Genomic DNA, 13,195 nt, shown 5'->3' with positions numbered 1-13,195 from the left:
TTGGAAAGTCCTGTTCCTTCTAACCAAAAATTTGAAGAAAAAGTCACTCGCTATCAAGAAAGTCATGCCGTTCTTCTAATTCTTATGGATCAAGAGATAATTGGCTTCGCCTATGCCTACCCTTTTTCGCCTCGCAGAGCATATCAACATTCAGCAAATATTGCTATGTATTTATTAGCAGAGCATGATGAATGGACACTTAAAAATTTACTCTATCAAGAACTAGAAAGTCGATTAAAAGCCAAAGAAATCATCAACTTGCTTACATGTCTACCGATTCATCAACAAAATCAGATCGATTTTTAAAAACCTAAAGTTTTATAATCAGAGGAAATTTTCCTAAATTTGAACGCAAATTCGATCAAATTTGGGAATGGGTTTGGCTAAGTAAAGAATTATGATTTAAAAAGCTCGATAAGGACACTTAAATCCGTACCGAGCTTTTTGACTTAATATGTAGTAACTTTCTTTCCACGATAATCAAAGCGGTAATACCCTCGTTCTATTAATTGATCAGCGTATTTTTCCTCTAGATGCAAAATATAGATATTATCGTCCAATGTTGGATCGATAGTTAATTGATAATCTACAGCAGAGAAAAATTTATCTTCATCAATGAGACGTTGAATCATCACTTCAAAAGCACGTTTTACAAATCGATCTTGAATTTCATTGTTTTTAAATTGAAAAATAGAATAAGTTTTAGCTGGTGGTAATTGAGTATAGGCTTGTTCAAAACTTTCACTGGATTCAATTTTTTCTATCGTTTCGATAGTTGTTGAGATTCTGATTTGATCAGATTCTTGAGATGAAATAGAACTTTCTTCAACCGTTGTTTGACTAGTTTGGTCAGGCTTGGTCTTAGTGCTTGACTCAGTTATTTCTGTTGTTGAAAGTGCTAAGGATTCAGATGATTCCTTGGCAACTTGAGATTGTATTCCAAAACTTTGACCTGCTTCTTGAATAGAGTCACTTTTTAGCCGTAACAACATGGTAGCTGAGAATAGAATAATCATAATGAAAAACCAGACAATTGGGCTTTTAGGAGTTTTTACTTGTTTTTGTTTGTCTTGCAATGTTACTCTCCTCTGTTAACTAAGCTAGTATGCTCTAGCAAAATCAATAATCTCTTCTACTTTCATAGAAGAATCGCAAACTGTTTCTGTACGATTCGAATCAGCATAAACTAATCCAGGAACTGTGACAACGTTATATTTTTCACGAAACATTTGTGTTCCTTCTAGGTCATTTTGAGTTTGTGAATGTAAGAAATAAACATTTAAATCACTTGTAATCGCAGCTTCCGCTAACTTACTAACAAATAAACGGCAATATGGGCAAGTCTCACGACCTACAAAAATAAGATTCCCTTCTTTTGCTTCTATTAATTCAAAAGCTTCATGACTATCTATTTGCTTAAAGTGCTTAACTGCTTCATTAAAATCATTTATATCCATATAAAACGCCCCTTTCGATTAGGTTTATTATATCGAAAGTTTTTAAATAGTGAAACTAAAATAGATCCTCCTCATTGAAAAGATGATCTTGTATTCGCTTTTTATGCTGAAGCTGTTTAAAGTAGCGGTTAATTAATAAGGCGATTAAGCCAATTATCAATAGAGACCATGCGATATTGAGATAGAACTTTTGCTCACTAGTAGTTGGTAAAAGTTGTGATTTTTTATCATTTGATTGCGTCTTGTCTTTGATATTTTTATCTTTATCAGAGGGTTTAGCTAAATTACTGGCTTTTTTGCCTTTAGTCTTATTGGCTAGTTTGTCTTTTAAGAAGGCTAAATTATCCTGTTTATCCGTTTCATTTGCTATTTGCTTATCTTCTAGTTTGAGTAACCCTCTATCATTTAGGTTCTTTTTGACCTGATCTACTGGCTGATCATGCTTTACATCTTCTTTAGCCATATCTGCTGATTCATTATTAGGCGTTTGAGTTTGAAGTAAGTCTTTTGCCTGATATTCTAATAAATAGCCCGAATCAGCCCCTAAATTAGCTGACCAAGTCTGATTATTCTCATTATATAAAACTAATTTCATTTGATAACGGTCATGAAGTGTTTTAATTTGTTGGATGTTTTCATCACTAATTAATTGATGCTGGTTAAGATAATTTGCAAGATAATGCTTAAGATTTTCAAATAATTCACTATTAATTAGATAAAAGTAATGTAATTGGCTTTCTTTTAGATTTAATAAATTACTATAAACAGTGTGATAAACTTCAGCCTTATTATTTATATAATAATTATTCAAGGCTTGGTAAGCCATCACTTCGATATCAAATAAGCTCAATTCTTTTGCATATTGGTAAGAGGTAAAAGTAAAATCATCTAATACAATCACTTCCTTGTCAGTAAGCTTATTATTTAGTTCTTCAACAGTCATCTTTTTATTAAAAAGATCATAAATTTGTTGAAAAGTAACTTTAGCATAGGCTTTGGGGACAATCTTTTGTAAATAATTATCGATTGAGACGATTAAAGTCGCTAGATCTGAAGCGTCTAATTGCATATTTTCTTGATTGATAAGGTAAGCAGTTGTTGAATAAGGATAAAGCTGGCATTGACTAAGTTGGGCCGTTGTTTCCTTACTACTTTGAATTTGATCCCCTAAAGTTTCGTTATCATAGAGTAATTGTTGGTATTCTGCTTCTAATTCGGCTTGTTCACTAATATATTGATCCAAAATTTGATTCAACTCTTCAATGTAAGCTTGCCATTCTATAACTGTTTCATCTTGACTGATTAAGGCTAATTGCTCTTGAGCAGATAGGGAAACAAAATCTTGCTGCTCAATTGATAAATTTTGGTAAAGAGTTTCAATGACCTCTTCCAATGCAAGATTTGCCTCGTTCAAGGAATTGCTAGGCCCTTCTTGAATAGAAATAATTTCTTGGTTCAAAATTTGATAGCGTTCATTAATGGCTGTCATGCGCACTTGATTGGCTTCAAATTGATTTTGTAACTCTTTATCTGAGATTATTTCTTGACTATTTGAAGAAGTCAGTGGGGTCTCTCTTAAAAGTATTTGACAAGCTTCTAAAGATACCATATTTTTATCGGTTTGGCTTTTGAGATAAGTCATTTCACCTTTTTGAGCATGAACATTCGGTAAACTGAAACTTTGAGTAAAGAGCATTAAAACAACTATTATCCTTTTCATAATTCACCCAATCCTCTATTTTGTAAGTAACTAGTTGTAAATACAGAATAGAGAGCAAAAAGATGCTATCCTTTATAGAGTTAATCTAAAAAAGGTACAAAATCAAGGTCTTTTTCATAGTTAGTGAATCGTTGCTCTACTTCTTCATATAAACGATCACCGTTCCACAGACCAAAGTCTTGAGCCTTTGCTAATGGAATTACTTGATAAAAAGACCATTCTGGATAGCCAACATTATAAGTTGGCATCAATCGCATAGAATCTAAAGTAACTTTTCCATCAACATCCATCTTAAAGGTATACTCTCCAATTCCACCGACTTTTTCATATGCTCTTACTTGGCCGGACAAAAAATTACCATGAGAATACCAAGCACCTTGATGATCGTTAAAACGTTTCATGGGTTGCATAATGTGAGAATGTCCTCCTAGAACAAAGTTTGCTCCTGCATCAATAGCCAATTGAGTTAATCTAATTTGAGAATCAACTGGTAAAAAAGCATCTTCGCCAAATTGATAAATAACGATAGCTACATCACATTGTCTTTTTAAATGTTGAATTTCTAATGGGATAAGTTCTTCATCAATCAGAGTCACTAAGTATCTTTCTTCTTGAGGAATTGGGTTACCATTCGTACCATAAGTATAATTTAAAAATCCTACTCGAATGCCATTTTTTTCAATGATCCGTAGACGGTTGTAATCGTCCCAAGATGAATAGGATCCGACATATTCCATTTTCTTATTTTTAAGAATTTCTAATGAAAGATGCGCCCCCTTAGCTCCGAAATCCATGGTATGGTTAGTGGCGGTTGAAACAATATTTACATCCATCGCTAATAGACTATCGACAATTTGATCTGGAACATTGAAGAAAGGATAAGAAGATACTCCCATTTGATTTCCGGCCACCAAGGTCTCCATATTGGCTGTCGTGATATCAGCATTAGCGACATATTTTGCCACTTCTTTAAACATTGGATCAAATTGATAACTCGTTGAACCAGTTTGGGCACTCCAATAAACACTATCATGTAATAAAATATCGCCAATTGATCGAATGGTTACATATTTTACTTTAGTATCTTCTTTAACTGCTTGAGTTTCTTCAGCCCTAACCTCTTCTTCTGCATAAACTCTCGTAAAAAATGGCTTAGAAATAAAGAGAATCATCCCAAAGAAGTTAATAGCGAACACATACTTCAAAATTCGATTTATTCTTTTCATCACATCACCTACTTTATCTGAAATTTTAAATATATTATAACAAACAAAACCTTCTTACTCTAGCTTCATTGAATTAAAAGAACTTATTTAAATATAAGTTAATTTAGATAATTTTTAGAACAATTTTAACTTCTAAAGATTAATAGTGCTTTTATCCTAATTAAGATATAATAGATATAAGAAGCAGAAAGGAGTTTACCATGTATAAGCAATCGACCAAGAACGCCACTTCGAAATATTTTACCTCCGTCAAGACTAACCACCAACAAATTAAACCCTTTAATCGTTTAGTAACCATTAAAAGGGATCGATCACAAGCTCTACTACGTTTTAATAAGCCAGTTATCCTAACTGAACATAAAGGATTAGCTCTATTAGTGATGACGGATACTCCAGATAAAAAAGAATCCTTTCAATTTTTTATCTTACAGAATGCGGTTCAGCTTAATGCGGGTGTATACTTTAATACCCTCTCTCTAACTGCAGAATGTAAACTTTATTTGGAACCCAGCCAAAATGAAGAACCACAAATTATTACTTTAAAAGAAGCTATAAAGGTAGAAAAAGAAATAAAACGCCTTAAAATTGAAAATGTCTTCGGTCTTGATTACCAAGTCTACTCAAGCGGTGAACGGATACTCAACCATCCACAAAATTACTATGAGTTAATTATCGTCGATCAAGGACAAGCTTCGATAGAAGTAAGCTATAATAAGCAGATTCTTTTATCAAAAAATTCCGCCTGGTTAATTTTTCCAGGACAAAAAAATCAAATTGCCTTTAAAGAAGAAGGGATGACTACACTGATTTCCATTTTATTTTCTGGTCAAGGCTTAGCCGAATCGATCGCTCAAAGGCCAATTCATCTTGGTCATCGTCAAATTCAACTTGTAAGTCGCTTGGTCAATTTAGCGGCTATTTCTGAGGATAAATGTCCTTTCTATTATGATGAAATGGTCACAAGTCTCCAATTAATACTTACGCAAATTCACAACGGTGAGAATAAAACAGAAACTGAAAGGTCTACCTCCATGCGAGAAAATTATGAAAATGACTTGTTCCAATCAATCATTGATTTTCTCCAAGAGAATGTCGGTCAGCTTCATCAAGTAAATGATCTGGTAGAAGTCTTCAATATTTCTCGCTCCAGCCTCCAAAGCTTATTTAATAAATATACAGGACAAACCCCTAAACAATACATTAACAGCTTACGTTTAAAACAAAGTAAGCTATTAATTCATGAATCTAAAATGACTCTTTCTGAAATCGCTAATGAATTAGGATATGGTTCCATCCAATATTTTTCAAGAGCTTTTTCGAAAGAATTTGGTATTAGTCCTTCTAACTATGCCAAATCAATAGTGAAATAATTCATTTCTATGTAAAGAAATCACTTCAATAGGCCCTTACTAGCTTAAAGGGCCTATTTGTTTTATAATAAATAACAGACATTTTTGAGGAGTGAGACGATGACATTTGACGGATTTTTTACACGAGCTTTAGTAGAAGAGTTACGATCACAATTAAAAGCAGGACGTGTACATAAAATTTACCAACCCTTTGAACAAGAATTACAAATAGTTATACGTGCTAACCGAACCAATCATCGCCTAGCCGCCTCGGTTCACCCGAATTATTTTTCTTTATACTTAACTCAAGAGAAATCAGCCAATCCACAACAGGCCCCTATGTTTTGCATGTTATTAAGAAAATACTTGGAATCTGCCTTCATTATTGATATCAAGCAATATGAGAACGATCGGATTATTGATTTCTATTTTACCGGTCGTGATGAAATAGGTGTTGACCAAGAATACCTGCTAACCTTTGAATTGATGGGGCGACACTCAAATATCCTTCTAGTCGACCAGAATAAACAAACCATTATTGATTGTATTAAGCATGTTCCAGATAGTCAAAACGCTTATCGTTCACTCACTCCAGGAGCAGAATTCAAGCGACCTCCCCGCAACAGACAACAAGTAAACTTATTTGAATTGAATGATTCTCAATTGTTTGAATTTAGTCATCAGAATGAAGCGATTCTAAGAGAAGGGAGAGCCTTCCAATGCGTACAAGGAATGGGAAAACTTCTTGCACAAGAGATTGCTTTTTGGATGTCTGATGAAGGTGGGAATCTATCTAGTTTGGCCAGTTTAGAAAGAGTAAAATCAGCCATTGAATTCCCCTCTCCTACTCTTTATCAAACGGAAAAAAATGTTTATTTCTATGCTTTTAAATTGGCAAATTTACCAGGAACAGAAGTGGCCTTCGATTCTCTTTCCGAATTAATTTATGCATATTCTCACCAAAAAGTTCATTTAGATAGGGTCAAGCAATTATCGGGTAATATTATTCATAAATTAAAGCAAGTGATTGATAAAAATCAAAAAAAATTGAAAAAACTTTCAATTGACCGACATGTTGCAGCAAGTGCTGATGACTATCGCATTAAAGGTGAACTTTTAAATGCCTTTGCCTATCAAATTAATGATAAGGAATACCAGGTGACCTTGGCTAATTTTTATAATAATGACGAGCCAATGGATATCCAATTAAATCCTCGATTAAATGCCGTTGAAAATGCTCAAGTTTACTTTAAAAAGTATCAAAAATATCGGGATGCTCTCAAATATATTAATCGTGAAGAAAGCTTAACCCGCGCTGAGATTGATTATTTAGAAGGTATTTTAGTCCAACTTAAGCAAGCTGATCTTGAAGATGTTGAATCGATTAAGCAAGAATTAATTAATGAAGGCTATGTGGGACAGAAGCCTTCTTCAAGTAAAAAGCGAGCAAAAAACCAATCTAAACCCCGTCGCTTTAAATCTAGTGATGGTGTCATGATTTATGTCGGTAGAAACAATCAACAAAATGACGACTTATCCCTCAAAAAAGCATCTAAAAACCATTGGTGGCTTCATGCAAAGGATATCCCTGGTGCCCACGTTATTATCGAAAGTGATAAACCTAGTGAAGAAACCTTTGTAGAAGCTGCTCAATTAGCGGCCTATTATTCTAAATTTTCACAATCTGCTAATGTGCCTGTTGATTACGTCCAAGTTAAACATTTAAAGAAACCTAACGGTTCTAAACCTGGCTTCGTTATTTATGAAGGCCAAAAAACACTTTATGTGACACCTCAGGCATCTGTTATTAAACGTCTTTCATTAAAAGAATAATGAATTCCAGCCCCCAACTTTAATATAAAGTTGAGGGCTGGAATTCATTTTATTTGTTAAATGCTGCTGTTAATGGAGGAACCACTTGTTTCTTACGTGAAACTACTCCTGGTAAATCAAATTGATGATCTTCAACTTTAGTATTGAAAGCTGCCTCTACAACACTAATATCCGCCCCTACCACCAAACCAATAGAATCGGATTCTAAGACATCCGTAATCACTAGCACATAGAGTTTAAGATTCATTTCTTTTCGCTTATCTTCCATTACTTTTAAAAGATTTTCTTTACGACTTAAAATCTCGTCAAAGCCGATAATGTTTGTCTGACCAATACGAATATTTTGATCGTTCATGACAAAGTTTTTAGCATCCCCATCAACAATTTCCTCATCCGATTGCTTACTAAGATCAGCTCCAGCCTTTAAAAATTCTAAACCATATGATTGAATATCAACTTGGGCTATTTCAGCCAATTTTTCAGCGATTTCCTTGTCTTTTTCGGTTGTTGTTGGAGATTTGAATAACAAGGTATCTGAAATAATAGCAGATAACATCATGCCGGCAATATCTGCTGGAATTTCATAGCCATATTCTTGAAACATCTTATAAAGAATACTGGCGGTTGACCCTAAGGGCTCCGCACGGTAATAAAGAGGCTGAGCTGTATTAAAGCCTGAAATGCGGTGGTGGTCAATGACATAATCAATTTGAACTTGATCAATATCGTCTATTGATTGTTGTGGCTCATTGTGGTCCACTAGAGCAACTTGGCTCACTTCATTAGCAGCTGTATTAATAATTCTTGGTGGTTGGATACCAAATTTTTCTAAAGCAAAAGCTGGCTCACTTGATATTTCACCCAGTGCGACTGCTTCTGCTTGGTGCCCTTCTTGCTTTAAGAAATAGGCAAAAGCGATGGCTGAAGCAATAGTATCTGTATCTGGCTTTTTATGCCCAAAAACTAAGTATTTTGTCATATTTATCCTCCTAAATTAAATTACAGTCTAAGTTTATCACTTTTTAATAAATTTTTGAATCCTTATTGACATAGGATAATTAAAGTAAGTTTTTAAAAAGATAAAAATAATAAATATTTTTAAAAATTTTTACATGATTATTTAGTTAGATTATAGGCTTTTGCTTTAATATAGATTAGCTATATTGATAATACAATTTAATATTATGTTTTTCTACTTATGGTAGAATTATAAAAGAAATAATAAAGGCATGATTGTGTGGATGCGTTTTAACTAGAACTAATGGTCTTATTTTCATTGTTTTATCCATGATCGCAGTTGCGTTATTCTTGCAAAGATACAAAGTTTTTAAATCTTTAGGACCGGTCCTGACTGTTGTTGTAATTGGAATTATTTTTTCTAATACAGGAGTCGTGCCTATCAGTCATAAAGTGTATAATGCTATAAGTTCACTTCTAGTTCCCGTCAGTATTATTATTTGCATGCTAAGTATGGATTTAGTTGAGTTGAAAAAGTAAAAATTCGGTGATTGCTTTAAGTTCAGGTATTTTATCTCTTATGGTGATTGCAACTATCTTAGCCTTCATTTTTCCCCTTATATGGATGAAGGATAAAAGATCGCTGGGATGTTTGTTGCGACCTACACTGGTGGTACTCCTAACTTAACGACTTTTGCAACAGTTTTAGATGCTAGTCATCAAACCATTGCGGCTGCTAACGCGTCAGATTACGTTATTGCTACCCCTTTAACAAACTTTATGCTCGCCGCGCCAGCTATGCTTAAAGCTTCAAAAGCTTAGGAAAAGTTTTGGCCTTATCATTTAAGTGAAGAAGAACCTTCAACTAGTGACACGAAAGCATTGATGTCAGATAAAGAGTGGTCCATTAGAGAAACTGCTTAGCTATTAACCATTGGTTTTGGTATAAATATTTTGACTACAGCATTTTCAAAAGCTTACATGCCGGAGGCTATTTGGAAGGCTGTTCGTTTAATCTTGTTAACGACCGTTTTATCGGTCTAGCTCAATAATAAACTATGTGCTAATTTAGATTTAGGACTCTTCTTATCCTTAATGTTTTTTCAACTATTAGTTTTGCAGTTAACTGGCAGCAATTTGTAGGTTCTACCTTAACCATGACATTTTAGTTTTTCGAATGTTAGTTGGAGGTTTGACTTTACACTTGCTGATCTGTCGTCTAATGATTCTTTCAATTGTTGGTTGTATCGTCGGTGGTCCAACAGCTTCTCTAACAGCAGCTAATTGGAAGTCTCTTATTGATAGTGGTTTAATTTTAGGAGTTTTAGCAGGAGCTGTAGGTAACTATGTAGGTATTGCTGTCGCTTATTTTACAAAATTCTTAGTTGGCGGTTAATTGATCTTATTACTAATTAGAAAAAATTGCTAAAAAAATTCTGTAGCCACCCATTAAATTTGAATGGTTACAGATTTTTTTATTATGATTTTAGGTAGCCGGTATATTCTGCACAGCGCAGTATACGGTTGGCATTTTCGACTCTTTCTTTAGTTGGAGGTTCTACACCTTCTAATTTGTATCGATAGCCTAATGCAGTGTATTTATAAACACCCATCATATGGTAAGGTAAAACTTCAAACTTTAAGACGTTATTTAAACTGGCTACATAATCGGATAAACGGTATAAATATTCATCAAAATCCGTTCTTGTTGGAACCAATACATGACGGATCCAGACGGCTTTATTAATATCTGATAAATAGCGTGACATTTCAAGAATATTATCATTTGGATGGCCGGTTAGTTTAATATGGCCTTGACGATCGATATGTTTTATATCAAACAAAAGCAGATCCGTATACATCATCAGTTCTTGAAATTTACTAAAAAAAGGCTCTTCATAAGTGAAAGGCTGGCCACAAGTATCTATGGTTGTATGTACTCCATTGGCCTTACATATTTTGAAATATTCGATTAAAAAATCCATCTGTAATAAGGGTTCCCCACCTGATACAGTGACTCCCCCTTCATTTCCCCAGAAAGCACGATACTGAATGGCTTCATTAAATAAGTCTTGTGGGCTGTATTCCTTGCCACCCGTCATCTTCCAAGTATCTGGGTTATGGCAAAATTCACATCGCATTCGACAACCTTGCATAAAAGATATAAAGCGAATACCCGGTCCATCAACTGAACCAAAACTTTCTGTGGAGTGAACATAGCCTTTAATTACTTGTGCTACTTCTGACATTTCAATTCCTCCATCTAACTTTTAGAAAAAGGAACTGAAATAAAATTCAGTCCCTTTTTCTGAAGTTTTTAATTAATTGTTTAAAGTTTACATTGAAGCGTGCATTGTACGGTTAATAACGTCTAATTGTTGTTCGCGTGTTAGCTTGATAAAGTTTACAGCATAACCTGATACACGGATTGTTAATTGTGGATACTCTTCAGGATGTTCCATCGCATCTAATAAGGTGTCACGGTTAAAGACGTTGACATTTAAGTGATGTCCACCACTTGTCGAGTAACCATCTAACATATTAGCTAGGTTAGCTTTTTGAGTGGCTTCTTCTTTACCAAGCGCTTTAGGAATAATTGAGAAGGTATTGGAAATACCATCTAAAGCGTACTCATAAGGTACTTTAGCCACAGAAAGTAAAGAAGCTAAAGCACCATGGGTATCGCGACCATGCATTGGGTTAGCCCCTGGTGCAAATGGTTCTCCTGCACGACGTCCGTCCGGTGTATTACCAGTTTTCTTTCCATAAACAACGTTTGAAGTAATAGTTAAAATTGAAGTTGTTTGTAATGAATCACGGTAAGTTTTATGTTTACGAACTTTTGTCATAAAGTTCTTCAATAATTCTACAGCAATTTGATCCGCACGATCATCATTATTTCCATATTTAGGAAAATCTCCATCAATTTCGTAGTCAATCACTAAACCATTTTCATCACGAATTGTTTTAACTTTAGCATACTTAATTGCAGATAGAGAATCTACTGCAACTGAGAAGCCTGCAATACCAGTTGCCATTGTACGAAGAACTTTTGTATCGTGTAAAGCCATTTCTAATGATTCGTAAGAATACTTATCATGCATATAGTGGATGATATTTAAAGTATTTACATATAACTCAACAATCCATTCCATCATATCATCATATTTAGCCAAAACTTCATCGTAATCTAAATATTCAGATGTAATTGGCGCATATTGAGGGCCAACTTGCGCTTTAGATTTTTCATCTACCCCACCATTAATGGCATAAAGTAATGTCTTAGCAAGGTTAGCACGCGCTCCAAAGAATTGCATTTGTTTACCTACACGCATAGCAGACACACAACACGCGATCGCATAATCATCACCATATTCTGGACGCATGATCTCATCGTTTTCATACTGAATAGCAGAAGATATAATCGACATTTTAGCTGCATATTCTTTAAAGGCTTGAGGTAATGATGGTGACCAAAGAATTGTTAGGTTTGGTTCCGGAGCCGGACCTAAGTTTGTTAAGGTATGTAAGAAACGGAAAGAGTTCTTAGTAACAAGTGGGCGTCCATCTAAACCTATACCAGCGATTGATTCTGTTACCCAAGTTGGGTCACCAGAGAATAATTCATTGTATTCTGGTGTACGTGCAAATTTAACCAAACGTAATTTCATCACGAAATGATCAACTAACTCTTGTGCTTCGACTTCAGTCAATGTGCCCTTAGCTAGGTCACGTTCGATATAAATATCTAAGAAAGTAGAAGTACGTCCTAATGACATAGCCGCTCCATTTTGTTGCTTAACGGCAGCTAAATAGCCTAAGTATAACCATTGGAAAGCTTCTTTTGCATTCTCAGCTGGACGTGAAATATCAAAGCCATAAATTTCGCCTAATTCTTTTAATTCTTGTAAAGCACGGTATTGTTCAGTAACTTCTTCACGTAATTGAATCACATCGTTATCCATTGTACCATTTCCGATGTTAGCAAAATCTTTTTGCTTTTCTTCCATCAAACGCTCTACCCCGTATAAGGCTACACGACGGTAGTCACCAATAATACGACCACGGCCATATGCATCAGGAAGACCGGTAATAACACCAGAGCGGCGAGCAGCGCGCATTTCTGGGGTATAGACATCAAAAACACCTTGGTTATGAGTTTTACGGTATTGTGTAAAGATATGTTCTGTTTCTGGATCTAACTCATAGCCATAAGCTTCTAAGGAATTCTTAGACATACGAATTCCACCGTAAGGTTGTAAGCTACGTTTAAAAGGAGCATCTGTTTGGAAACCAACGACTACTTCTTTGTCTTTATCTAAATAACCTGCTTGATGAGAAGTGATAGAAGAAACTACTTTAGTATCCATATCAAGAACGCCACCTGCTTCCCGTTCTTTTTTATTAAGATCCATCACTTGGTCCCAAAGATCTTTTGTATTTTGTGTAGCATCTGCTAGGAAACTTTCATCCCCTTCATATAAGGCATAGTTTTCTTGAATAAAATCACGAACATCGATTTCTTTTTGCCATTTGCTTCCTTGAAAGCCATCCCATGCTTTATTTAATTCGGTTTTATTTGCAATTTCCATTTTAATTCTCCTTTTTTAAAATGATCCGACAATTTCTACACCCATAATATAACACAAGAAA

At 34.6% G+C, this 13,195-nt stretch carries 12 protein-coding genes; 5 read left to right on the top strand and 7 right to left on the bottom strand.

Translation table 11 applies throughout. The features are described from left to right. The gene (locus ACQV2P_RS04230) at nt 1–306 is read left to right on the top strand and encodes an N-acetyltransferase family protein (protein ID WP_428875193.1); all 306 of its coding nucleotides are present in this window, start codon (nt 1–3) and stop codon (nt 304–306) included. 143 nt (nt 307–449) lie between these two features. Here the strand turns inward: ACQV2P_RS04230 and ACQV2P_RS04225 are convergent, their stop codons facing one another. The 4 genes from ACQV2P_RS04225 to ACQV2P_RS04210 all read right to left on the bottom strand — a co-directional run bounded on the left by ACQV2P_RS04225 (nt 450) and on the right by ACQV2P_RS04210 (nt 4,403). Beyond that, a complete protein-coding gene (locus ACQV2P_RS04225; protein ID WP_428875194.1) occupies nt 450–1,076 on the bottom strand; it encodes a hypothetical protein in 627 nt (208 codons plus the stop codon). 24 nt (nt 1,077–1,100) lie between these two features. Continuing rightward, a complete protein-coding gene (locus tag ACQV2P_RS04220; RefSeq protein WP_428873397.1) occupies nt 1,101–1,457 on the bottom strand; it encodes a thiol reductase thioredoxin in 357 nt (118 codons plus the stop codon). A 55-nt stretch (nt 1,458–1,512) separates the two neighbouring features. After that, nucleotides 1,513–3,177: an LPXTG cell wall anchor domain-containing protein gene (locus ACQV2P_RS04215; RefSeq protein WP_428894660.1), complete on the bottom strand. Its 1,665-nt coding sequence runs from the start codon at nt 3,175–3,177 to the stop codon at nt 1,513–1,515. Between the two features lie 80 nt (nt 3,178–3,257). Next, complete coding sequence (locus tag ACQV2P_RS04210) at nt 3,258–4,403, bottom strand: CapA family protein (RefSeq protein WP_428894659.1); 1,146 nt, start codon at nt 4,401–4,403, stop codon at nt 3,258–3,260. 200 nt (nt 4,404–4,603) lie between these two features. Between ACQV2P_RS04210 and ACQV2P_RS04205 the strand changes: the two genes are divergently transcribed. Then, entirely contained in the window at nt 4,604–5,773 is a 1,170-nt protein-coding gene (locus ACQV2P_RS04205) for a helix-turn-helix domain-containing protein (RefSeq protein ID WP_428873400.1), read from the top strand. A gap of 99 nt (nt 5,774–5,872) precedes the next feature. Then, nucleotides 5,873–7,585 (top strand): Rqc2 family fibronectin-binding protein, encoded by a 1,713-nt coding sequence (locus ACQV2P_RS04200; protein ID WP_428873401.1) that lies wholly within the window; start codon nt 5,873–5,875, stop codon nt 7,583–7,585. A gap of 49 nt (nt 7,586–7,634) precedes the next feature. On the opposite strand, the gene ACQV2P_RS04195 is transcribed toward ACQV2P_RS04200, so the two are convergent. Next, nucleotides 7,635–8,564, bottom strand: a complete 930-nt coding sequence (locus ACQV2P_RS04195) for a manganese-dependent inorganic pyrophosphatase (protein WP_428873403.1) — start codon at nt 8,562–8,564, stop codon at nt 7,635–7,637. Between the two features lie 626 nt (nt 8,565–9,190). Between ACQV2P_RS04195 and ACQV2P_RS04190 the strand changes: the two genes are divergently transcribed. Next, the gene (locus tag ACQV2P_RS04190; protein WP_428894658.1) at nt 9,191–9,364 is read left to right on the top strand and encodes a hypothetical protein; all 174 of its coding nucleotides are present in this window, start codon (nt 9,191–9,193) and stop codon (nt 9,362–9,364) included. 370 nt (nt 9,365–9,734) lie between these two features. Then, nucleotides 9,735–9,938, top strand: a complete 204-nt coding sequence (locus ACQV2P_RS04185) for a hypothetical protein (RefSeq protein ID WP_428894657.1) — start codon at nt 9,735–9,737, stop codon at nt 9,936–9,938. Between the two features lie 82 nt (nt 9,939–10,020). Here ACQV2P_RS04185 and pflA read toward each other — a convergent pair whose 3' ends face one another. Together pflA and pflB are read right to left on the bottom strand one after the other, a co-directional pair. Next, nucleotides 10,021–10,791, bottom strand: coding sequence for a pyruvate formate-lyase-activating protein (pflA, locus tag ACQV2P_RS04180; RefSeq protein WP_428891755.1), 771 nt, complete (start codon nt 10,789–10,791; stop codon nt 10,021–10,023). A gap of 87 nt (nt 10,792–10,878) precedes the next feature. After that, on the bottom strand, nt 10,879–13,134 hold the full coding sequence (gene pflB / locus ACQV2P_RS04175) for a formate C-acetyltransferase (protein WP_428894656.1): 2,256 nt from the start codon (nt 13,132–13,134) through the stop codon (nt 10,879–10,881). Nucleotides 13,135–13,195: the final 61 nt, after the last annotated feature.

Origin of the sequence: Facklamia sp. P12932, assembly GCF_050409545.1 — a bacterium.
In the GTDB taxonomy this organism is placed as follows: Bacteria; Bacillota; Bacilli; order Lactobacillales; family Aerococcaceae; genus Facklamia.
The sequence above is the reverse complement of the archived record's forward strand: the minus strand, read 5'-3'. Positions and strand labels throughout refer to the sequence as shown.